This window comes from Streptomyces sp. NTD107, from assembly GCF_059510435.1.
Genome location: NZ_JCAJZV010000021.1, coordinates 1 through 21,629, shown reverse-complemented (window position 1 = coordinate 21,629; position 21,629 = coordinate 1). Strand labels below are relative to the sequence as shown.

The window sequence follows — 21,629 nt, the reverse complement described above, 5'->3', positions numbered from 1 at the left end:
GCGGTGGCGGGTCTGCCGTAACGAACAGGGACCGGCTGGTGAGCCCGTTCCGCGTCGGGCCGGGCCGCGAGCCGACGCGCGAGAACGTGGGCCCTCCGGTGGGACCGGGCGCCCGCGCGGCGAGGGGGCCTGCGCGGACGCCCGGGGTTCAGCGGGAGTCGGCCAGTGACTGCCGGGCCGCCTCGGCTATCGCCTCCGCCGTGAAGCCGTACTCCCGGAAGAGCACGGCGCCGTCCGCCGAGGCGCCGAAGTGTTCCAGGGAGACGATCCGGCCCGCGTCGCCCGTGAACCGGTGCCAGGTCAGGGCGATGCCGGCCTCGACCGCGACCCTGGCCCGTACCGTGGGCGGCAGCACCGTATCCCGGTAGGAACGGTCCTGTTCGTCGAACCACTCCACGCACGGCATCGACACCACGCGGGTGGGGGCGCCCTCGGCCTGGAGCACCTCGCGGGCGGCCACCGCGAGCCGGACCTCGGAGCCGGTGGCGATCAGCACCACCTGCGGCGTGCCGCCGCTCGCCTCGGTGTGCACGTAACCGCCGCGCGACGCGTCCTCGTTCCGGTCGTACACCGGCAGGCCCTGCCGGCTCAGCGCCAGGCCGTGCGGGGTGCGGCGGCGCAGGGCCTCACGCCAGGCGATCGCCGTCTCGTTGGCGTCCGCCGGGCGGACCACGTTCAGCCCGGGGATGGCGCGCAGTGAGGCGAGGTGTTCCACCGGCTGGTGGGTGGGGCCGTCCTCGCCGAGGCCGATGGAGTCGTGCGTCCACACATAGGTGACCGGCAGCCCCATGAGCGCCGACATCCGTACCGCGTTGCGCATGTAGTCGGAGAACACCAGGAAGGTGCCGCCGTACGCGCGGGTGTTGCCGTGCAGCGCGATGCCGTTCAGCTCGGCCGCCATGGCGTGTTCGCGGATGCCGAAGTGGATGGTGCGGCCGTACGGGTCGGCCTCCGGCAGCGGGTTGCCCGCGGGGAGGAAGGAGGAGCCCGCGTCGATGGTGGTGTTGTTGGAGCCGGCCAGGTCGGCGGAGCCGCCCCACAGTTCGGGGATGACCGCGCCGAGCGCCTTCAGTACGGCGCCCGATGCCGCCCGGGTCGCGACGTTGCCGCCGGTTTCGAAGGCGGGCAGTGACTGCTCCCAGCCCGCGGGCAGTTCGCCGGCCGTGATGCGGTCGAACTCCGCAGCCCGCGCGGGCTGCGCCGTGCGCCACGCCGCGAGGTCCTTCTCCCAGGCCAGCCGCTGCTCGCGGCCCCGCGCCACGGCGCCGCGCGCGTGCGCGATCACCTCGTCGGCGACCTCGAAGGAGCGCTCGGGGTCCAGGCCCAGTACGCGCTTGGTGGCGGCGACCTCCTCCGCGCCCAGCGCCGAGCCGTGCGCGGCCTCGGTGTTCTGCGCGTTCGGGGCCGGCCAGGCGATGACCGACCGGAGGGCGATGAACGAGGGCCGGTCGGTGACGGCCTGCGCCGCGCGGATCGCCGCGTACAGGGCCGCCGGGTCGAGGTCGCCGTTCTCCTTCGGCGCGACCCGCTGGACGTGCCAGCCGTAGGAGGCGTACCGCTGCTCGGTGTCCTCGGAGACGGCGGTGACGGTGTCGCCCTCGATCGAGATGTGGTTGTCGTCCCACAGCAGGATCAGATTGCCGAGCTTCTGGTGCCCGGCCAGCGAGGACGCCTCCGCGGCGATGCCCTCCTGGAGGCAGCCGTCGCCGGCGACGGCGTAGATGAAGTGGTCGAACGGGGAGGCTCCCACCGGCGCCTGCGGGTCGAACAGGCCGCGCTCGTACCGCGCCGCCATCGCCATCCCGACCGCGTTGGCGACCCCCTGGCCCAGCGGGCCGGTGGTGGTCTCCACGCCCGCCGTGTGCCCGTACTCCGGGTGCCCCGGGGTCTTCGAGCCATGGCGGCGGAACGCCTTCAGGTCATCCAGCTCCAGGCCGAAACCGGCCAGGTACAGCTGGATGTAGAGGGTGAGGGAGGAATGGCCCGCTGACAATACGAACCGGTCGCGGCCCGCCCACGCGGGGTCGGCCGGGTCGTGCCGCATCACCTTCTGGAAGAGGGTGTACGCGGCCGGGGCCAGCGTCATCGCCGTACCGGGGTGGCCGTGGCCGGCGTGCTGCACCGCGTCGGCGGCCAGGATACGGGCGGTGTCCACCGCCCGGCGGTCCAGCTCGGACCAGGTGAACCCGTCACTCATCAGCGCTTGATTTCCTTGATCTTGAGCATCCGCGTGATGACCTTGTCCAGCTCCTCGTCCTCGAAGACCTTCTTCCAGTCGTCGCGGACGATCGACTCGCGGCCGTAGTCCATGGCGATCAGGCAGGCGTCCGAGAACGGGTTGGAGCCCTTGAGGGTGTTGGCCAGCGCCACCTGGGTGTGGCCCAGCAGCATGGCGCGGGCGGCCTTCTCGGGTACGCCGACGGTGTGCACGGTCTCGTGCAGCGCCTCGGTGAGCAGCGCGCCCACCATGCAGGCGATGGTCTCCACCAGGGTCGGCTCCAGGACAGCGAGCTGCTTGACCGTCACCCAGTGCACGTCCACGACCGGCGCGTACATGACGCGGATGACGGCCTCGGCCAGCTCCTGCTTGGCGGCGTCCCCGCCCTCGTACGCGGCGACGACCTCCTGCGGCGCGGCGATCCCGCCGAAGGTGTCCTGCCACTCCTCCTTGGTGGTGCGCTCCAGGAAGACGGAGGGGTGGCAGGGGTGCGCGCAGGCGTAGTGGATGTCGGCGCGCTCGTGCAGCAGTCCGGCGTAGGCGGCGGCCGGGTCCAGGGTGAGGACGACGGTGCCGGGCTTCATGAGGGGGACGAGTTCGGCGGAGACCGCGCCGAGGACGACGTCCGGCACGGCGAGGATGACGACGTCGGCCTGCGCGGCGGCGTCGGCGGACTCGGTCAGCTCGCGGCCCAGGCTCTTGATGAGCTCCTGGCCCTTGGGGGACGCCTCGCTGAACAGCACCCGGAAGTCGCTGTTGACGAGGTTGTTGGAGACGCGCTGGCCCATCTTGCCGGCGGCCCCGACGACGGCGACGGTACGGACGGTGGTCTCGGTGCTCATGACGCGCTCCTCAGAAGGGTGGTGATGCTGTGCCGGGTCCACTGGTCCTCCAGGCGGGCGGTGGCGTCGTAGCCCTCGTCCTGCCAGGGGAGCCAGTGTTCGACGATCTGATTGATGCCGCGCTGGTGCGGCGACACGGCGGCGATCATGCCGTCGTAGTCCAGGAGTCCCTCGCCGAGCGGGCAGCCGGCGTAGGTGAAGCCGACCCAGCCGTCGCGGCGGGTGAAGGAGAAGTCCTTGACGTGGATGTTGACGACGTACGGGGCGGTGGCCGCCACGACGTCGGCGGGGCGTTCCAGGCGGGCCACGCTGTTGCCGGGGTCCAGGACGACGCCCAGCTGGGGGCGGTCCACGCCGCGCACCACGGTCAGCAGGTCGTCGGTGGAGACCTGCTCGTACGTCTCCAGGCCGAGCGTGACGCCGGCGTCCGCGTACCGCTGGACGGCGGGGTCCAGCAGGGCCACGGCCTCGTCGGTGGTGGGCCGGTGGTCGGCGGTGTTGAGCATGGAACGCACCAGGGTGACGCCGAGCGCTTCGGCGATCTCCAGGTAGCGCAGCAGGTGTGCGGTGCGCACCCCGCGGGTGCCGAGTTCCAGGACCAGGCCCAGGTCGTCGGCGGTGGCCCGCAGGTCGGCGAGCCGGGCGGCGTCGTACCCCTCGATGAGCGGGTAGTCGCAGATCTGGAAGACCTGCCCGCCCAGCGCCTTGGTGTCGGCGAGCATCTCGGGGAGGGTCAGCGGGCGCGGGGCGCGCTGGGAGATCCGCCAGAAGTACGCGTAGGTGCTGATGCCGTACGCCATCACGCCACCGCCAGTTCGTCGAGGATGGTCTCGATGGCGGCGACGTCGTGGGCGAAGCGGCCCAGGAAGAGGCCGCCGGCGGCGGGGGCGATGCGGGTCAGCAGGCCGGGTCCCGCGCTGCCGCCGTAGATGACGGTGGAGCCGGCGTGCCGGGGCTGGGTGTCCAGCCAGCCGCGCAGCGCGGCGCACACGGCGGTGATGTGCGCGGCCGAGGCCGGTTCGGGGGCGCCGATGGCCCACTGCGGCTCGTACGCGACGGTGACGGCGCCGCTGAGTCCGTGCAGCAGTCGCTGGGTCTCGGCGACGGTGCGGCGGGCGGCCTCCTCGGGGGCCACCCGGTCGCGTTCGCCGACGCACAGGACGGGGGTGAGGCCGTTGCGCAGCGCGGCGGCGGTCTTGGCGGCCACCACGGTGTCGCCCTCGCCGTACAGCCGTCGGCGTTCGGCGTGGCCGACCTCCGCGTAGCGGCAGCCGATCTCGGCGAGCGAGGGGCCGCCGACCTCGCCGGTGTACGGGCCGCTGTCCTCGGTGGCGATGTCCTGGGCGCCGACCGCGACGCCGCTGCCGGCCAGCAGGTCGGCGACCGGCACGATGGCGGGGAAGGCGGGCAGCACGAAGAGCCTGGCGGCGCCGCCGGTGGTGACGGGGTGGCGGGCGGCGAGTGCGGCGACCTGTTCGGCCCAGCGCAGTGTCTGGCGGTGGCCGAAGTACATCTTCAGGCTCACCCCCAGCAGCACGGGCGCGTCAGGGGTCGGCGTGGGCATCAGGCGTCCTCGTAGTCGCACATGAGCTGGACCTTGCCGGCCGACGCCGAGGTGGTGTCGAAGCGGTAGGTGAGCCATTCGCGGGCGAGCCGGCGGGCGAGTTCGAGGCCGATGACGCGCTGGCCGAAGGTGAGGACCTGGGCGTTGTTGGACAGCACGGCGCGCTCGACGGAGAAGGAGTCGTGCGCGGTGACGGCGCGGATGCCCTTGACCTTGTTGGCGGCGATGGCCACGCCGAGGCCGGTGCCGCACACCAGCAGGGCGCGGTCGGCGTCGCCGCGGGCGACGATCTCGGCGGCGGCTATGGCGATGGTGGGGTAGGCGGTGTGTCCGTCGGCGTCGACGCCCACGTCGGTGACCGAGGCGACGAGGCCGGACGCCTCCAGGTCCTTCTTGAGGGCTTCCTTGTACTGGTAGCCGGCGTCGTCGCAGCCGATGACGATACGGAGCTGGTCGGTCATCTCAGTTTTCCTCGGTGGTGTCGGACAGCACGCCGTGCGCGGCGCGGACGATCAGGGCGAGCGAGTGGGCGCCGGCGTCGGGGGTGCCCAGCGACTTCTCGGCGTGCGGGCGGGCCCGGCCCATCTGGGGCAGCAGGTCGGCGGTGGCGGCGGCGGCCGTGGTGGCGGCGGTGGCGGCGTGGTCCCAGGCGGTGGCGAGCCGGTGGCCGGTTCCGGTCTCGGCGGTGAGGGTGGCGGCGAACGGCACCAGCACGTCGACCATGGTCTTGTCGCCGACCTGGGCGCCGCCGATGCGGCGTACCTCGTCGGCGGCGCGGGTGACGCCGGCGGCGACGGCGGTGGCGGTGGGCCGGTCGCGGTCGCCGAGGGCGTCGCCGAGCGCGTGCAGGATGGTGCCCCACAGGGCGCCCGAGGTGCCGCCGGCCCGGTCGGCCCAGGCGTCGGCGGCCTGGTGCAGTACGGTGCCGGCGCCCGCGCCCGCGCCGTGTGCGGTACGGGCGGCGGCGTCGGCGGCGGTGGCGCCGCGGAGCATGCCGATGCCGTGGTCGCCGTCGCCGGCCACCGCGTCGATGCGGCCGAGTTCTTCGGCGTGCTCGCGGACGGTGGCGGCGATGACGCGCAGCGCGGCGGCGGCGGTCGCGGCCACCTGCTGGGAGGCGGGGGTGCCTTCGGGGAGGACGGCCGCGGTCTCGGGTGTCTCGTCGGCCACCGCCGCCCCGGCCGGGGCCGGGGTGGTGACGGCGCCCTTGCGGTAGGCGGGGGTGTCGGCGGGCGCGGTCCACAGCTCTTCGAGCCGGTCGTCGAGCCAGGTGAGGGTGAGGGAGACCCCGGCCATGTCGAAGCTGGTGACGAGTTCGCCGACCTCGGGCTCCACGGCGGTGACGCCGGCCTCGTCGAGCAGTTCGGCGACCCGCCGGTAGACGACGAACAGCTCTTCGTACTTCACCGAGCCGAGCCCGTTGAGGATGACGGCCGCGCGCTGTCCACGGGGCGCGGTGACCCCCTCGGGGAGTTCGTTCAGCAGCGAGGACACCAGCAGTTCGGCGGCCCGGTCGGCGCTGGGCAGCGCCTCCTCGCCGATGCCGGGCTCGCCGTGGATGCCGAGGCCGACCGCCATCCGGCCCTGCGGGACGGTGAACAGCGGCTCGCCGGCGCCCGGCAGCGTACAGCCGGAGAAGGCGATGCCGAAGGAGCGGGTACGGGAGTTGGCGTGCGCGGCGACCGCGAGTACCTCGTCCAGCGAAAGACCGGCCTCGGCGGCGGCTGCCGCCGCCTTGAAGACCGGCAGATCGCCGGCGATGCCGCGCCGTTTGGCGCTCTCGGTGGACGGGGCGCTGGAGATGTCGTCGGTGACGGCGAAGGTCACGGCGGGCACCCCCTCGGCGGTCAGCCGGCCGGCGGCCTGCCCGAAGTGCAGGACGTCCCCGGCGTAGTTGCCGTACATCAGCAGCACTCCGGCGCCGCCGTGCGCCGCTTTGGCCACGGTGCGGATCTGCTGGGCGGAGGGCGAGGCGAAGACGTTGCCGACTGCCGCGCCGTGTGCCAGGCCCGGGCCGACCAGGCCGGAGAAGGCCGGGTAGTGGCCGGAGCCGCCGCCGATGACGACCGCGACCTGTCCGGCCGGGGTGCCCCCGGCGCGGACCACCCCGCCCGTCACCGGGCGTACCCAGCGGCGGTGTGCCGCGACGAAGCCGGCCAGGGCTTCGTCCGCGAAGGCGGCGGGGTCGTTGAACAGGCGGGTCATCGGGCGGCCTCCACGGGCTGACGGTCGCCGCCGCTGTCCCCGCCGCCGTCCACCTGGCCGGTGGTGCGGCTGTCGCGGGCGGCGAGGGAGATGATCAGTACGGCGGACAGCAGCATGAAGAAGCCGACGACGTACAGGGACGCGTAGTAGCTGCCGGTCCAGTCGCGGATCCAGCCGGTGAAGTAGCTGGCGCCGAAGCCGGCGATGTTGCCCATCGTGTTGATCAGCGCGATGCCGGCCGCGGCGGCGGCTCCGGTGAGGAACCGGGAGGGCACCGACCAGAAGACGGGCAGCGCGGCGAAGATCGAGCAGGCGGTGATGGTGATCACCGCGATGGTGGCGGCCGGCGAGCCCATGTAGAGGGCGAGCGGGATGGAGATGCCGCCGACGATGGCGGGCCCGGCGATGTGCCAGGTGCGGGTGCCGTTCTTGGTGGCGTGCCGGGTCCAGAAGAACAGGACGATGGCGGCGGGCAGGTACGGGATGGCGGTGATCCATGCCTTGTCCATGACGGAGAAGGTGGTGTCGTACTGCTCCTGGAAGCCGCTGATGATCGTCGGCAGGAAGAAGGCCAGCGCGTACAGGCCGTAGATGAAGCCGAAGTAGACGAGGCCGAGGACCCACACGCGGGCGTTGCCGAAGGCGGCCTTGAGGGCGTCCTTGCCGTGGCTGGTCCTGGCGCCGGTCTTGCCCTCGCTCTCCTCGGCGAGCTTGGCGGTCAGCCACTCCTGCTCGGCGGGGGTGAGCCACTTGGCGTCGGCGGGCCGGTCGCTGAGGTAGAACCAGGCGACGATGCCGAGCACGATGGCGGGGATCGACACGAACAGGAACATCACCCGCCAGCCCTCCAGGCCGAACAGCCCGTGGTGGCCGATGAGCCAGCCGGCGAGCGGGGCGCCGAGGACCGTGGTGAGCGGCTGGGCGAGGTAGAAGAGCCCGAGGATCTTGGTGCGGTGGCGTCCCGGCACCCACTGGCTGAGGAAGAGGATCGCGCCGGGGAAGAAGCCGGCTTCGGCGACGCCCAGCAGGAAGCGCAGCACGTAGAGCTCGCCGGTGCTGTCCACCCAGGTGAACAGCAGGGAGACGATGCCCCAGGTGACCATGATCCGAGCCAGCCAGCGGCGGGCGCCGTAGCGGTGCAGGGCCATGTTGCTGGGCACTTCCAGCACGATGTAGCCGAGGAAGAAGATCCCGGACGCGAAGCCGAACTGGGCGGCGGTCAGGGCCAGGTCGTCGCCCATGCCGTTGGGCTCGGCGAAGGATATGGCCGTGCGGTCCAGATAGTTCACGAAGAACATCAGTGCCACGAAGGGCACCAGACGGATCGAGATCTTCTTGATCGCGGATCTCTCCACTGGCGTGGTGTGGGCGTCAGCACCCATGGTGACTCCTCGGCTCGCCGGACAACTCCGTCCGGGTGGGTCCTTCCGGCAGTGCCATGAGCGGAGGCTCGCTGCCGGACTGCGGACACGCTAAGCCGCAACTGGTAAATTGGTCACCAATTCATTGGCGTGATGAATGTCACATAACAGCCTGTATGTCATCACTTGACGTTCTGCTGAACATTTCAGATGGATTGCGACCGTGGCTGGTCACGCCGTCCATCTGGTGTACTGGTCTGCGTGACCACCCAGTCCGATCAGCAGCCCGCCGCCACCGCCACCGACTTGGCCCAGCTCCTGCGCCCCGTGGTGCGCGAGTCCTCCGTCAGCGAGGTCGCCAAGCGGCTGCTCGACCACCTCACCTCGGGGGACATCAGACCCGGCACCCGGCTGCCCGCCGAACGCCAGCTGGCCGAGGCACTGGGCGTGGCCCGCTCCAGCGTGCGCGGCGCGCTCTCCGCGCTGGACGTCCTGGGCATCATCGAGATACGGCCCGGCTCCGGCTCCTACGTCCGCGAAGGCACCTCGGAGTTCCTGCCGCGCGCCATCAACTGGGGCCTGATGCTGGGCCAGCGACGCACCCGCGACCTCGTCGAGGTACGCACCCACATGGAGGCCGTCTCCGCCCGGCTCGCCGCGCAGCGCACCTCGGACGCGGACGTGGCCGCTCTGGAGGAACACCTCCAGCACATGCGGGACGCGGGCGGCGACGCCAAGGCGTTCATCGAGGCGGACATCGCCTTCCACCTGGAGACCGCCCGGATCGCCGGGAACACCGTGCTCAGCGACATCCTGCACAGCATCCGGGCGCTGCTCCAGGTGTGGATGGAGCGGGTCAGCGACATCGAGGGCACCGTCAGCGGAACGCTGTGCGAGCACGACGCCGTGCTGAAGGCCATCCGCGACCGCGACCCGGAGGCCGCCGACCGCGCGATGGCCGAGCACATGCGGATGGCCAACGCGCGGCTCAGCGCGGCGATGCAGACCGCGGGCTGAGACCGGAGCGCCCGCTCACCGGCTCACCCGCTCACCGGCTCAGACGGTGAAGACGATCTTCCCGTAGAGGTCGCCGGCCGCCATCCGCGCGAACCCCTCCCGGGCCCGGTCCAGCGGCAGCACCGTATCGATGACCGGGCGCACCCCCTTGGCCGCACAGAAGCTGAGCAGCCCCGCCAACTCCTCCCTGGTGCCCATGGTGGTGCCGGCCACCGTCAGCTCCAGGAAGAAGATCCGCTGCAACTCGGCGGCCGGCGGATTGGGCCCGGTGGTGGTGCCGGAGACCACCAGCGTGCCGCCCGGCCGCAGTGACTTCACCGAGTGCGACCAGGTCGCGGCGCCGACCGTCTCCAGTACGGCGTCCATCCGGTGCGGCAGCCGGCCGCCCGGCTCGAACACCGCCTCCGCGCCCAGCTCCAGCGCCCGGCGCCGCTTGCGCTCCTCGCGCCCGGTGACAAAGATCCGCAGCCCGGCCGCGGCCCCCAGCACGATCGCGGCGGTCGCCACCCCGCCGCCCGCACCCTGCACCAGCACGCTGTCCCCGGGCCGTACCCCCGCCTTGGTGAACAGCATCCGGTACGCGGTCAGCCAGGCCGTCGGCAGCGCGGCGGCCTCCTCGAAGGACAGCTCGGGCGGCTTGGGCAGCACATTGCCGGCCGGGACCGCCACCCGCTCCGCGAAGGTGCCCTGGTACTTCTCCGACAGCAGCGTGCGGCGCGCCCCGCCGATCACCGGGTACACCACCACCTCGGCGCCGTGCTCGTCGATCCCGGCACCGTCGCAGCCCAGGATCATCGGCAGCGCGTCCACCCCCAGCCCCACGCCGCGCAGCGACCACAGATCGTGATGATTGAGCGAAGCGGCCCGCACCCGTACCACCGTCCAGCCCGGCGGCACCTCGGGGTCGGGCCGCTCCCCCAGCTCCAGGGCGGACAGGGGCTCTTCGGCATCCGCGCGGGCGGCATAGGCGGCAAACATGAGGTCAACGCTATCGCCCGGGCGTTCCGTACGGGGGCACTTCGGTGGGACGATGAGAGGTCGCCTCCGTCCAGGAGGCCCAGGGGAGTTCGGGGAGGCACAGATGGGCATGGTCTTTCTGCGGCGACTCAGCCGGTGGCAGGCGGAGTCCCAGCGCGAGCAGATCGCCGACATCCACGGTGCGGCGTACCGGGACCCGTTCGGGGACCAGCCGCTGGAGCGGCAGGAGTTCATCCGGCGGCTGACCGACCACGACGTCCAGCAGGAGGACTTCGACCTCGTGCTGGCCAGCGACCCCGCGCTGGTGGGCGCCGCGTACGGCTTCCGGGTGGAACGGGAGTCCGCGTGGTGGCAGGAGTTCCAGGACGTGCCCGCCGAGATCGACGAGCTGGCCGGCTCCCGGCAGGTCTTCGTGGTGGCCGAACTGATGGTGACCCCGGCCCGCCGCCGCGAACGGGTGGCCACCCGGCTGCTGACCGACCTGCTGGCCCGCGCCACCCCGCAGGTGGCGGTGGCCCTCCTGGAGCCGGGCGACGCGACGGCCCGCACCGCGTACCAGTCCTGGAACTGGACGAAGACCGGCCAGCTGACCCCGCACGACGCGCCCCCGAAGGAGGTCTGGGCGACTACCCGTGCGGCCTGAGCCCCTTGATCGCCTTGCCGACAAAGGTGCGCGGCCCGCAGAGCCCGGGCCCGACCGGGCCCGACCGGGCTCAGCTTCTCCGCCGCCGCCTCACCGGGTCTGCGATGTCAGTCTGTTCTGACGTCGGTTGAGGGCCTGCGGCGGAAGTGGATCGACCTGCGGTCTGGGCCCGATACCGCCCCGGTGTCGTGCCGAACTCCCTCTCGAAGGCGTGGGAGAGTGCGTACGGGCTGCCGTAGCCGACCCGGCCGGCGATGGTGGCCAGGGTGTCCGGGGTGTCGCGGAGCAGAGTGGCGGCAAGGATCACCCGCCACCAGGTGAGGTAGGCCATCGGAGGGCGGCCGATCAAGGTGGTGAACCGGCGCGCCAGGGTGGGTCGGGAGACGCCCGCCTCCGCTGCCAGGCGGTCGTTGCTCCACGGGGCGCCCGGGTTCGAGTGCAGCGCCCGCAGGGCGGCGGCCGTCACCGGGTCGCCCAGTGCTACGGGCCAGGCTCCGTCGGTGGTCTGGGTCATCCAGGAGCGGATCATGTAGACGAGCAGCAGGTCGAGCAGGTTCGGGAGCGCGACGCGGGAGCCGGGCCGGCCCTCCTCCAGCTCACCGGCGAGCAGGTCGATCGCGGCACGGAGTTCGAGGTGTGTGCCCACTCGGCTGGGAAGGTGGACGACCTCGGGCAGCTCTGCCATGAGCGGGTGCATGCGACCGCAGTCGAGCCAGTACTTCCCGCAGAGCATCTCCGTCCCGTCGCGATCGGGCCGTGCTCCCGGCCCCGTCTCCGCAAGCCATGGCTCGAACGGCACCGCCCGCTCCTCCGCGATCGTCGCATCGACCGGGGAATCGGCGATCACATGGCCCGTGCCATGGGGCAGCAGCACCGCGTCCCCCACGCCGAGAGACACCGAGGCGCCGCTGTCGGTCAGCAACCAGCAACTGCCCTTCAGCACGACGTGGAAGCCCGCTCCGTCGTACTGGTCCAGCCGCACGCACCAGCTCCCGCTCGTCCGCACCCGGTGGGACCGCGGGTGCCCGAGGTGCACGACAGAGATCGCGTCGCTGACCACATCCATGCGACCAAGGTATCTCCCGTCTATGGCTTGAGACGGATGCGTATCTCATTGAGCTGAACACGCATTGAGAAGCTCATTCGGCCTTCTTAGGGTCAGACATATGACGAGCGAGAACGAGAGCGTGCGGAGCATGGTGCTGGGGGACGTCGAGATCATCAGGGTCCTGGAGTGGCAGGCACCGTTCCTGCCCACTTCCGGCCTGTTCCCGGGAGCCGCCGACGAGCTGTGGAAGGACAACAAGGACTGGCTGGCACCGGACCACTGGGAGCCGGACAGCGACTTGGCGGTGCTCGCGCTCCAGAGCTGGGTGCTGCGCAGCGCCGGGCGGACCGTACTCGTCGACACCGGAGCGGGCCACGGGCGTGAGCGACCGGGCATGGGGCCGTTCCACCACGGTCGGAGTGATTTCCTCGGACTTCTGGAGAGGGCCGGTGTTCGCCCGCGGGATGTCGACGTCGTCGTCAACACCCACCTCCATGTCGATCACGTCGGCTGGAACACCGTCGACGCGGACGGGCAGTGGATACCGGCGTTCCCCAACGCCCAGTACCTCATTCCGGCCGCGGACGACTTCCATTACGGTCCGGACAACGCGTACGGGAACGGCGAGCGGGAAGTCGACCGCCTGATCTACGAAGACAGCGTCGCGCCCATCCACCGGGCTGGACAGGCCGTGCTGTGGGACGGCCTCCACCGTATTGACGAACACCTCACCCTGGAGTCCGCGCCGGGCCACACTCCCGGCTCGTCCGTGCTGAGACTCGCCTCCGGGAGCGACCGGGCGGTCTTCGTCGGAGATCTGCTGCACAGCCCGATCCAGATTCTCGATCCCTGCTGCAACAGCAACGCCTGTCTGGCCCCGGAACAAGCGGTGGCCAGTCGCCATCGGATACTCGGGCGGGCGGCTGATGAACGGGAACTGCTCGTCCCCGCACACTTCGGTGGTGCGGGGGCTCTGGAAGTGCGACGGGACAGTGCTGGGTTCGCCCTCGGCCCATGGGCGACGGCAGCTGGACGCGGTACACCGTGCCCCGCGACGGCGAGGACCGGGGCAAGCTGCACGGACGCTACGGCGAGGACATCGAGCCGAGCGGCATCGGCATGAAGATCACCACCACGGGTCTCCCCCGGTACGCCTGAACTCCGGTTGCGGCCGTGCCGGTGGGTGGTGGAGGGTGCGCCGCATGATCGATACCGGGCTTGCGGGGCGTGTCGTGCTGGTCACCGGGGCGCACCGGAACATCGGGGCGCCAGACCGCCGCTGCCTTCGCCGGTCAGCTGCCGGACGTCCCGCTGCGCCGGGTCGGGACGCCCTGGGACATCGCCGACGCGGTGGTGTTCCTCGCCTCCCGGCAGGCCACCTGGATCACCGGGCAGGTGATCCAGGTGGCGGGCGGGCACGCGCTGTAGCCGGCGACGGCCGGCGCCGTCAGAGGACCTTGGAGAGGAACGCCTGGGTGCGTTCATGGCGGGGGTTGGTCAGGACGTCGCGGGGGTTGCCGGATTCGACGACCACGCCCTCGTCCATGAACACCAGCGAGTCGCTGACCTCACGGGCGAAGCCCATCTCGTGGGTGACCACGATCATGGTCATGCCGTCGTCGGCGAGGCCGCGCATCACGTCCAGGACCTCCCCGACCAGTTCGGGGTCGAGCGCCGAGGTCGGCTCGTCGAAGAGCATGAGCTTGGGGTCCATGGCCAGCGCCCGTGCGATCGCCACCCGCTGCTGCTGCCCGCCGGACAGCTGCGCCGGATAGTGACCGGCGCGGTCGCCGAGCCCCACCCGCTCCAGCAGTTCCTGGGCCCGCTCGCGGGCCTTGGCCCTGGCCACGCGCTTGACCTGGACCGGAGCCTCCATGACGTTCTCGGCGGCGGTCATGTGCGGGAAGAGGTTGAACCGCTGGAAGACCATGCCGATGTCCCGGCGCTGGGCGGCCACCTCGCGCTCGCGCATCTCGTACAGCTTCTTGCCGCGCTGCCGGTAGCCGACCAGCTCGCCGTCCACGTACAGCCGCCCGGCGTTGATCTTCTCCAGGTGGTTGATGCAGCGCAGGAAGGTCGACTTGCCCGAGCCGGACGGCCCGACCACGCAGAACACCTCGCCGCGCCGCACCTGGAGGTCGATGCCCTTGAGGACCTCGACCGCGCCGAAGGACTTGTGGACGCGTTCGGCCTTCACCATCGGAAGGGTCTCGTCGGTGGTGTCGGTGGTGTCGGTGGTGTCGGTGGTGTCGCTCATATGGTTTCGCCTCCCACCCGGCTCTTGGTACGGAAGGAGGTGAGCTGCCGGCCGATCCGCTGGAGCGGGGTCGGCGGCTGTTCGCGGTCGGTGCCCTTGGCGTAGTACCGCTCCAGGTAGTACTGGCCGATGCTGAAGACCGTGGTCAGCAGCAGGTACCAGACGCTCACCACCATCATCATCTCCATCACCGCGAGGTTGCGGGAGCTGATGGTGTCACCGGCCCGGAAGAGTTCCTCGAAGTAGATCACCGACGCCAGCGAGGACGTCTTGAGCATGTTGATGAACTCGTTGCCGGACGGCGGGATGATCACCCGCATCGCCTGCGGCAGCACGATGCGCCGCATGGTCTTGGCGCCGTTCATGCCGAGCGCCTGCGCCGCCTCGGTCTGGCCGCCGTCCACCGACTTGATGCCGGCCCGGGCGATCTCCGCCATGTAGGCGGCCTCGTTCAGGCCGAGCCCCAGGAGGGCGGCCAGGAACGGGGTCATGACGTCGTTCATCTCGTTCTTGTAGAAGCCGAGATTGAGCGTGTCGAAGATGTAGGAGAGGTTGTACCAGAGCATCAGCTGCACCAGTACGGGGGTGCCGCGGAAGAACCAGATGTAGCCGTAGGCGACCGATGACAGCACCGGATTGTCCGACAGTCGCATGACCGCCAGCAGCATCCCCAGCACCAGGCCGAGCACCATGGCGCACACCGTGATCCACAGGGTGTTGAGCGCGCCGTCCATGATGCGCTGGTACGTCAGGTAGTCGCCGACCACATTCCAGTTGATCCTGGCGTTGGCGAAGGCCCACACCAGCAGCCCGAGCACCGCGATGACCAGGGCCGCGCCCAGCCAGCGGCCCCAGTGGCGTACCGGGATGGCCCTCAGCTCTTCGGGCGCGACGTCGTCGGCGCCGCCCGCGCTCCGCTGCTTGTCGAGATCGAGGGACACGGGTTCGTCACTCACCCGCGTTGATGGTGGCCTCGTCGATGGCGCCGGTCTCGGCGCTCCACTTCGCCAGCACCTCGCCATAGGTGCCGTTGTCGATGATCTCCTGGACGGCGGCCTGGATGGCGTCGCGCAGCTGGGTGTTGTCCTTCTTGACGGCGATGCCGTACGGGGCGGCGTCGATCTGGTCGCCGACCACCTCGAAGAGCTCGCCGTCGCCGGCCGTCAGCTCGTTGTAGAGGGCGACGGGGAAGTCGGTGATGACGGCCTGGGCCCGACCGCTCTGGAGGGCGGTGATGGAGTTGGAGTCCGTCTCGTTGATCATCGTGCTGATCGGCTCGTCGCACTTCTCCTGCTGGTCGTCCAGGAGGTATTCGTTCGCGGTGCCGCGCTGGGCGGCCACGGTGAGCCCGCACAGGTCGCCCACCCCGGTGATGCCCTCGGGGTTGCCCTTGGCGACGAGGATGGCGGAGCCGGCCTTGAAGTAGTTGACGAAGTCGGCGCCGCCCTCGGCGTCCTCGCTGATGCCGTTCTGGCGGTCCTTGGTGTCGGTCATGGCCGACATCACGATGTCGTGGCGGCCGTTGTTGAGGCCCAGGACCAGGCCGTCGAAGGTGCCGTCGCTGAAGGTGAGGTCGACGCCGAGGACCTCGCCGAGCGCGGCGGCGATGTCCGGGTCGATGCCGGCGATCTGGTCGTTGTCGTCGAAGAACTCGATCGGCGCGTAGTCGATGTTGGAGCCGACCTTGATCACGCCCGCCTCCTGGATCGCCTCGGGCAGCAGGTCGTACAGCGGCGCGTCCGCGTTGGCGCCGCCCCCGCCGCCGCCCCCGCCGCTCGATCCGTCCGAACCCTTGTTCCCGTCGGTCTGGTCACCGCAGGCGCTCAGCAGCAGGACGCCGGCGGCGGCGAAGGCTCCCAGGACCGTACAGCGGGAGCGGCGGGTGAGGCTGGTCATGGCGTGGTCCTCCTGGGGGGTCGGAAGTATCCGAGGCCGGGCACACGTCTTCGAGTGTCGCGACTGTGTTCGCTTTTTGTGCAAGAGACGAGAAGGAATCCTGCCATCCACAGGTCAGGTTGAGTCCACCTCTGCGTCCCGATCGGATAACGGACATCCCGCACCGGTGACCGGGAGTGACGAACTGCCGTACACCCGTGGCCCTGTGACCTGCGCGTAACACGGATGAGAGATCCGTCACCCAGGATGGGCGGACCGGGTCCGTGGCCAACGATCGGGCGTGCGCACGGCCCCCGCGATCAGGTAGAACGATCCGTTACACCCCTCACCCGGGGACCTGGGCGCGTGTGCGGCGCGTCCGGCGTCCGTGCCAGTCCCCTACGGCGGCCACTCGCCCGCCGGGACGCGGACGTGGTGCCCGCCCGCTTCCCGACCGGGAGGCGGCCAACCCTCGTGAACACGCAGTCCGGCAGCAAAAGGGGTCAACTCTCGTGACATCGGAGATCATCAATCCTCGCGGCGGCACCGCAACCGACAGCGCCGCCGCGGACACCGTCGACAGCCTGCTCGACCCGGTCTTCGCCCTGCACCGGGGCGGCAAGATGGCCGTCACCTCCACCGTGCCGGTGCGCGACGCCGCCGACCTGTCGCTCGCGTACACCCCGGGGGTCGCCACGGTGTGCGCGGCCATCGCGGAGCGGCCGGAGCTGGCGCACGACTACACCTGGACCTCGCAGGTGGTGGCCGTGGTGACCGACGGCAGCGCGGTGCTGGGGCTCGGCGACATCGGGCCGGCCGCCTCGATGCCGGTGATGGAGGGCAAGGCGATCCTCTTCAAGGAGTTCGGCGGGGTGGACGCGGTGCCGCTGGCGCTGGACACCCAGGACGTGGACGAGATCGTGGAGACGGTGGCCCGGCTCGCCCCGTCGTTCGGCGGCATCAACCTGGAGGACATCGCGGCACCGCGCTGCTTCGAGATCGAGCGCAAGCTCCAGGAGCGCGTCGACATCCCGGTCTTCCACGACGACCAGCACGGTACGGCGGTGGTGACGCTGGCGGCGCTGCGGAACGCGGCGCGGCTGAGCGGGCGCGGCCTGGCCGAGCTGCGGGTGGTGATCTCCGGCGCGGGCGCGGCGGGCGCGGCGATCGCCAGGATCCTGCTGGGCGCGGGGATCGGCGATGTGGCGCTGTGCGACCGCAAGGGCGTGCTGGCGGCCGGGCGGCCGGATCTCACCGGAGTGAAGGCGGAGCTGGCGGCGGCGACGAACAAGGCCGGTCTGTCGGGTTCGCTCGCGGACGCGCTGGCGGGCGCGGACGTGTTCGTCGGGGTGAGCGGCGGGACGGTGCCGGAGGAGGCGGTGGCGAGGATGGCGCCCGGCGCGTTCGTCTTCGCGATGGCCAACCCGACCCCGGAGATCCACCCGGAGGTGGCGGCGCGGTACGCGGCGGTGGTGGCCACCGGGCGCAGCGACTATCCCAATCAGATCAACAATGTGCTGGCCTTCCCCGGCATCTTCGCGGGCGCGCTCCAGGTGCGGGCGGCGCGGATCACGGAGGGCATGAAGCTCGCGGCGGCGGAGGCGCTGGCGGCCGTGGTGGCGGACGAACTGTCACCGTCGCTGGTGGTCCCCTCGCCGTTCGACGCCCGGGTGGCCCCCGCGGTCGCGGCGGCGGTCGCGGAAGCGGCCCGCGCGGAGGGCGTGGCGCGGCGGTAGCGGACCGGGGGTGGTGGGGTCGTACGGGTACGGTCCCACCGCCCCCGGGCGTCTGCGCCGTGGCGGCCTGCCGGGGAAGGGCTACCGCAGGGCCAGCACCGCCGCGTCGGTGAGGGAGGCCCAGGCCGTGGTGGCCTCGGCGAAGCCGACCTCGCGCAGGGTCTTGATGTGCCAGTCGATGGGGTGGGCGCCGGCGTCGTCGTGGTCGCCGGCGGCCTCGGCCGGGTTGCCGAAGATCGCGAACCGCTGCGCCACCACGTCCGCCAGTTGCGGGTCGGCGGCCAGCTCGGTCCACCACTGCGGCCAGTCCTTGGCCCCGGCCGCGCTGGCCCGCTCCTGCCGGGCGCGGGTGAAGGCGTGTTCGGCGGCGTTGATCCGCGGGGCGTCGGGGTTGGGCATGTGGTCGGCGTTGATGAACACCCCGCCGGTCCGCAGCAGATCGGCGAGCTGTGCGTACAGGGCACGCAGCGCCACCGGATCCAGCCAGTGCAGGGCGGTGGAGGTGAGAACGGCGTCGTACGTCTCGTACGGCAGTTCGGCGGTCCACTTCGGGTCGCGCAGGTCGGCGGTGACGAAGCCGATCCGGTCCTCGCCCTCGAAGGAGCCGCGAGCGATAGTGAGGAGAGCCGGATCGAGGTCGACGCCGGTGCTGGTGGCGCCGGGGAAGCGGCGCAGCAGCCGGGCGCTGATGCTGCCGGTGCCGCAGGCCAGGTCCAGGACCCGCGGCTCGGTGCCGGTAAGGGCCTCGACCCCGTCCAGCATGACCCGGAACCGCTCCTCGCGGTCCGGGAGGTACCACTCCTGCTGCCGGTCCCAACTCTGCTGCCACTGTTCCCAGGACACCATGCGACACTCCCCTGGTAATGGATCACACCATCTGTGACCCTTACAAGTACAGTGTCACCCTAAGGGGCCGCAAGTAAGGAACACAAGTGGAACTGACCTATTACTCAGACTTCGCGGTGCGACTGGTCAACAGCGAGGAGCCACTGCGCAACAAGGACACCCTCACCTCGGTGGAGTCCGTCCGCGCCCTCTTCGGCCCCATGCAGACCCTCGCCCGCCGGGCCGGTGACGCCGATGTCACCCGCCTCAAGGCGGTACGTACCCGGCTGCGCGCCGTCTTCACCGCCGCCGCCGAGGGTGAGGAGGTACGAGCGGTGGATCTGCTGAACGCCCTGCTGCTGGAGTACCCGGCCAGCCCCCAGATCTCCGGGCACGACGCCCGGAACGACGACACCGGCCGTCCGCTGTGGCATCTGCACCTGGCCGAACACCCCTCCAACGCCACGGCCGGCTACGCCGCGATCGCCTGCATGGGCCTGACCTTCCAGCTCACCGATCTGGGCGTGGACCGGCTCGGCATCTGCGAGGCGGAACCCTGCCGCAACGCCTATATCGACACGTCAACAAACCGCTCCAAACGGTACTGTTCGGACCGGTGTGCGACCCGCGCCAACGTCGCCGCCTACCGGGCCCGCAAACGCCGCGAACGCGAGCTGAGCGGACGCACCGCCGAGGGCAGCCAGACCAGCGCCGCCAGCGGCGAACGCTGAAGCCCGCGCGGCGACCGCAGCCGCAACAGCGCCCGCGCCACCAGCAGATCATCCGGCACCGTGCCGAACTCCCGGCTGTCGTTGGTCACCTCGGGGTTGTCCCCCACCACCCACCAGCCACCGCCGCGCCGCTCCACCGCGCGCTTGACGATCAGCAGATCGTGCTGGAACGGATGCCGCAGCACCACCACATCGCCGGGCCGCACCCGGGCCCCGTACCGCAGCAGCAGCTGGTCGCCGGGGCGCAGCGTGGGCAGCATCGACGGGTTGTACACCTCGGCCAGGCCGATCCGCCCCGCCCCGCCCGTACGCCCCCGCGCCCGCTCCGCCATCGCGCCGCCGCCTCTTCCCTGTGCTCGACCGGCCGCCGCTGTCGGCCGGTTGGCCCGCTCGCATCGGACTTTGGATGTAAGCCGGGCCGGGTGACCGGGGTCAACCGAGAAATGCCGCCCCTCACGGAGTAATGTCGCACGCGAGAAGACGATCACGAGGAAGGACGGCCCCATGCTCTCCCGCCTTTTCGCCCCCAAGGTGAAGGTCAGTGCCCACTGCGATCTGCCGTGCGGTGTCTATGACCCCGCCCAGGCGCGCATCGAGGCAGAATCCGTCAAGGCCGTACAGGAGAAGTACCAGGCCAACGAGGACCCGCACTTCCGCGCCCGCGCCACCGTCATCAAGGAGGAGCGGGCCGAGCTGGCCAAGCACCACATCTCGGTGCTGTGGAGCGACTACTTCAAGCCGCCGCACTTCGAGAAGTACCCGGAGCTGCACCAGCTGGTCAACGAGACCCTGAAGGCCCTCAGCGCCGCCAAGGGCTCCACCGACCCGGCCACCGGCCAGAAGGCCCTGGACTACATCGCCCAGATCGACACCATCTTCTGGGAGACCAAGAAGGCGTGACGCAGGCTCCATCGGTGACACCATCGCTGAGCTGAAAGATGCAGGTCACGCCCCTGATGGTGCTCATCACCCGTTCGGGTGGCGAGCACCATCAGGGACCTCAAGATCAATTGGGAGATTTCTGGGAGATCATCTTCTCCCGCTCTTTAATGGACCTGTGCCACCGTCGTTCCAGGGCCCGAGCGGCCTGGAGGCGCATGCGCGGCGTTACATGCCGGTAGGTCCTCGGACCGTCCATGCGTCCCCCGCTCCTGACTTTGTGGCCCATCCGCTCATCGATCGCGGCCTTCGAGATGCCGTCTTCGTCAAGCCAAACCCGGTGCCCATGCCGGGTCCCGTGGGGCACCATCCCCTCGATGCCTTCTACCGTCAGCAGCTCGGCGCGGTGGGGCCGGCCCTTGATCTGGGGGAGTTCCGGATGCCCGTCGATGATGGGATGCCAGAAGCGGCCATAGAACTGATCATCGACCCGGAGAGGCCGTAGCCGAGCAGTAGGGAAGGCCCATTCGCTGTCGTGGCTCTCCAGGAGCTGATGGAGCAGAGTTCCGAGGAACGGGGGGAGAATCAGCGTCCGCCGGGAGCTGTACTTCGGCATCCGGAGCTGGAATCCACCGCCGGCACGCGCGTTCCAGTGCCCCTGCCACTCCACGCGTATGTGCTGGTCCCACGGGTCACGGTCAGGCCCCACCCAGCAGAACTCGCGCCGAAGCCCGGCGATCTCCGCTATGCGCATGCCGGTGTACCCCATGGTGATGACCATAACCCTGCCGACCAGGGCACGCACGATGAAGGCGTTCTCGGACGCGAGCAGGATCTGTGTGGGGGTGGGGTAGATGTAGTCGTCTTCTTCTGGCGGCGCTTGATACTTTCCCCGGCGACGCTTCCTCAGTGAAGGCATCGGGTTCGCCGAGATCAGCCCTTCCTCAACCGCGTCATCCAGCAGCATGCGCATGACGCCTTCGACGTTATTGACGTAGTTCTTCGAGTACCTGGCTGCGAGCCCCTTTCGCCAGCTCATGTAGCTAGTGGGCGAGATGTCCCGAAGTTCCCAGTCATTCCATTCGGGAAGAATGACGGCGTTGAGGCGCGAGCGGTATGTGTCCTCGCTGCTCTCCTCCAATTCCCAGGAGGTCATGCACTTTTCGGTCCATACGCCGAACTTGGTCTTTCCGCCACTGGGGCTGATGAACGTGCGCCGACGCACATCGGCCTCAAGGCTTGACCCGTACTCCAGGGCCAGTTTCTTGGTCGGGAAGCGATTGCCGTGATCATCCTCACTGGCCGACCCAAACTTCCCCGTCGGCAGCCGGTAGCGTACTCGCCACCACCGGCCGCGCTTCTCTGCATGTGCCATGCACTGCTCCCATGAAGCGCAATGGTGGAGCGTGGGGCCCATATGCCCTGGGCCCCACGCCTTGATATGCCTCCC

22 protein-coding genes are annotated in these 21,629 nt (G+C 70.6%); 7 read left to right on the top strand and 15 right to left on the bottom strand.

Annotation, left to right across the window (positions count from 1 at the left end; genetic code table 11):
- Positions 1-148 precede the first annotated feature (148 nt).
- The 7 genes from tkt to AC5WRL_RS27005 are packed head-to-tail and all read right to left on the bottom strand — an operon-like array spanning position 149 to position 8,211.
- Positions 149-2,197, bottom strand: coding sequence for a transketolase (tkt, locus tag AC5WRL_RS27035; RefSeq protein ID WP_496091294.1), 2,049 nt, complete (start codon positions 2,195-2,197; stop codon positions 149-151).
- On the bottom strand, positions 2,197-3,060 hold the full coding sequence (locus AC5WRL_RS27030) for a phosphogluconate dehydrogenase C-terminal domain-containing protein (RefSeq protein WP_496091293.1): 864 nt from the start codon (positions 3,058-3,060) through the stop codon (positions 2,197-2,199). The genes tkt and AC5WRL_RS27030 overlap by 1 nt, the downstream gene beginning before the upstream one ends.
- The gene (locus tag AC5WRL_RS27025; RefSeq protein ID WP_496091292.1) at positions 3,057-3,860 is read right to left on the bottom strand and encodes a sugar phosphate isomerase/epimerase family protein; all 804 of its coding nucleotides are present in this window, start codon (positions 3,858-3,860) and stop codon (positions 3,057-3,059) included. The genes AC5WRL_RS27030 and AC5WRL_RS27025 overlap by 4 nt, the downstream gene beginning before the upstream one ends.
- Entirely contained in the window at positions 3,860-4,624 is a 765-nt protein-coding gene (locus tag AC5WRL_RS27020) for a triose-phosphate isomerase family protein (RefSeq protein WP_496091291.1), read from the bottom strand. The genes AC5WRL_RS27025 and AC5WRL_RS27020 overlap by 1 nt, the downstream gene beginning before the upstream one ends.
- Positions 4,624-5,085, bottom strand: coding sequence for a ribose-5-phosphate isomerase (locus AC5WRL_RS27015; protein ID WP_496091290.1), 462 nt, complete (start codon positions 5,083-5,085; stop codon positions 4,624-4,626). Before AC5WRL_RS27015 ends, AC5WRL_RS27020 begins: the two co-directional genes overlap by 1 nt.
- A 1-nt stretch (position 5,086) precedes the next feature.
- Complete coding sequence (locus tag AC5WRL_RS27010; RefSeq protein ID WP_496091289.1) at positions 5,087-6,829, bottom strand: dihydroxyacetone kinase family protein; 1,743 nt, start codon at positions 6,827-6,829, stop codon at positions 5,087-5,089.
- The gene (locus AC5WRL_RS27005) at positions 6,826-8,211 is read right to left on the bottom strand and encodes an MFS transporter (RefSeq protein WP_496091288.1); all 1,386 of its coding nucleotides are present in this window, start codon (positions 8,209-8,211) and stop codon (positions 6,826-6,828) included. Before AC5WRL_RS27005 ends, AC5WRL_RS27010 begins: the two co-directional genes overlap by 4 nt.
- A gap of 240 nt (positions 8,212-8,451) precedes the next feature.
- Here AC5WRL_RS27005 and AC5WRL_RS27000 point away from each other — a divergent pair, with 240 nt between their 5' ends.
- Positions 8,452-9,207 (top strand): FadR/GntR family transcriptional regulator, encoded by a 756-nt coding sequence (locus AC5WRL_RS27000; RefSeq protein ID WP_496091287.1) that lies wholly within the window; start codon positions 8,452-8,454, stop codon positions 9,205-9,207.
- A 39-nt stretch (positions 9,208-9,246) separates the two neighbouring features.
- Here the strand turns inward: AC5WRL_RS27000 and AC5WRL_RS26995 are convergent, their stop codons facing one another.
- Positions 9,247-10,185, bottom strand: a complete 939-nt coding sequence (locus AC5WRL_RS26995; protein WP_496091286.1) for a zinc-binding dehydrogenase — start codon at positions 10,183-10,185, stop codon at positions 9,247-9,249.
- A gap of 103 nt (positions 10,186-10,288) precedes the next feature.
- On the opposite strand from AC5WRL_RS26995, the gene AC5WRL_RS26990 reads away from it, so the two are divergent.
- Entirely contained in the window at positions 10,289-10,828 is a 540-nt protein-coding gene (locus AC5WRL_RS26990) for a GNAT family N-acetyltransferase (protein WP_496091285.1), read from the top strand.
- Between the two features lie 70 nt (positions 10,829-10,898).
- On the opposite strand, the gene AC5WRL_RS26985 is transcribed toward AC5WRL_RS26990, so the two are convergent.
- Entirely contained in the window at positions 10,899-11,894 is a 996-nt protein-coding gene (locus AC5WRL_RS26985; RefSeq protein ID WP_496091284.1) for an AraC family transcriptional regulator, read from the bottom strand.
- Between the two features lie 100 nt (positions 11,895-11,994).
- Here AC5WRL_RS26985 and AC5WRL_RS26980 point away from each other — a divergent pair, with 100 nt between their 5' ends.
- Both AC5WRL_RS26980 and AC5WRL_RS26975 read left to right on the top strand, forming a co-directional pair.
- Positions 11,995-12,999 carry an MBL fold metallo-hydrolase gene (locus AC5WRL_RS26980; RefSeq protein WP_496091283.1) on the top strand — a complete coding sequence of 335 codons (1,005 nt, stop codon included), beginning with the start codon at positions 11,995-11,997 and terminating at the stop codon, positions 12,997-12,999.
- A gap of 104 nt (positions 13,000-13,103) precedes the next feature.
- A complete protein-coding gene (locus tag AC5WRL_RS26975) occupies positions 13,104-13,304 on the top strand; it encodes an SDR family oxidoreductase (RefSeq protein WP_496091317.1) in 201 nt (66 codons plus the stop codon).
- Between the two features lie 19 nt (positions 13,305-13,323).
- Here the strand turns inward: AC5WRL_RS26975 and AC5WRL_RS26970 are convergent, their stop codons facing one another.
- From AC5WRL_RS26970 to AC5WRL_RS26960, 3 genes are read right to left on the bottom strand one after another with little or no spacing between them, the layout of a single operon-like run.
- The gene (locus AC5WRL_RS26970; RefSeq protein WP_496091316.1) at positions 13,324-14,076 is read right to left on the bottom strand and encodes an amino acid ABC transporter ATP-binding protein; all 753 of its coding nucleotides are present in this window, start codon (positions 14,074-14,076) and stop codon (positions 13,324-13,326) included.
- A gap of 53 nt (positions 14,077-14,129) precedes the next feature.
- Positions 14,130-15,074, bottom strand: a complete 945-nt coding sequence (locus AC5WRL_RS26965) for an amino acid ABC transporter permease (protein ID WP_496091315.1) — start codon at positions 15,072-15,074, stop codon at positions 14,130-14,132.
- A 7-nt stretch (positions 15,075-15,081) separates the two neighbouring features.
- Positions 15,082-16,029 (bottom strand): ABC transporter substrate-binding protein, encoded by a 948-nt coding sequence (locus AC5WRL_RS26960; protein ID WP_496091282.1) that lies wholly within the window; start codon positions 16,027-16,029, stop codon positions 15,082-15,084.
- Positions 16,030-16,520: 491 nt separating this feature from the next.
- Between AC5WRL_RS26960 and AC5WRL_RS26955 the strand changes: the two genes are divergently transcribed.
- Positions 16,521-17,744 (top strand): NAD(P)-dependent malic enzyme, encoded by a 1,224-nt coding sequence (locus tag AC5WRL_RS26955; RefSeq protein ID WP_496091281.1) that lies wholly within the window; start codon positions 16,521-16,523, stop codon positions 17,742-17,744.
- Between the two features lie 81 nt (positions 17,745-17,825).
- On the opposite strand, the gene AC5WRL_RS26950 is transcribed toward AC5WRL_RS26955, so the two are convergent.
- Positions 17,826-18,590: a class I SAM-dependent methyltransferase gene (locus AC5WRL_RS26950; RefSeq protein WP_496091280.1), complete on the bottom strand. Its 765-nt coding sequence runs from the start codon at positions 18,588-18,590 to the stop codon at positions 17,826-17,828.
- 86 nt (positions 18,591-18,676) lie between these two features.
- On the opposite strand from AC5WRL_RS26950, the gene AC5WRL_RS26945 reads away from it, so the two are divergent.
- Positions 18,677-19,300 carry a CGNR zinc finger domain-containing protein gene (locus AC5WRL_RS26945; RefSeq protein WP_496091279.1) on the top strand — a complete coding sequence of 208 codons (624 nt, stop codon included), beginning with the start codon at positions 18,677-18,679 and terminating at the stop codon, positions 19,298-19,300.
- Here the strand turns inward: AC5WRL_RS26945 and sodX are convergent.
- Positions 19,213-19,632, bottom strand: coding sequence for a nickel-type superoxide dismutase maturation protease (gene sodX, locus AC5WRL_RS26940; RefSeq protein ID WP_496091278.1), 420 nt, complete (start codon positions 19,630-19,632; stop codon positions 19,213-19,215). The genes AC5WRL_RS26945 and sodX overlap by 88 nt on opposite strands.
- A 172-nt stretch (positions 19,633-19,804) precedes the next feature.
- Here sodX and sodN point away from each other — a divergent pair, with 172 nt between their 5' ends.
- Positions 19,805-20,200 (top strand): superoxide dismutase, Ni, encoded by a 396-nt coding sequence (gene sodN, locus AC5WRL_RS26935; RefSeq protein WP_030733403.1) that lies wholly within the window; start codon positions 19,805-19,807, stop codon positions 20,198-20,200.
- Between the two features lie 106 nt (positions 20,201-20,306).
- Here sodN and AC5WRL_RS26930 read toward each other — a convergent pair whose 3' ends face one another.
- Positions 20,307-21,554 (bottom strand): tyrosine-type recombinase/integrase, encoded by a 1,248-nt coding sequence (locus AC5WRL_RS26930; protein ID WP_496091277.1) that lies wholly within the window; start codon positions 21,552-21,554, stop codon positions 20,307-20,309.
- Positions 21,555-21,629: the final 75 nt, after the last annotated feature.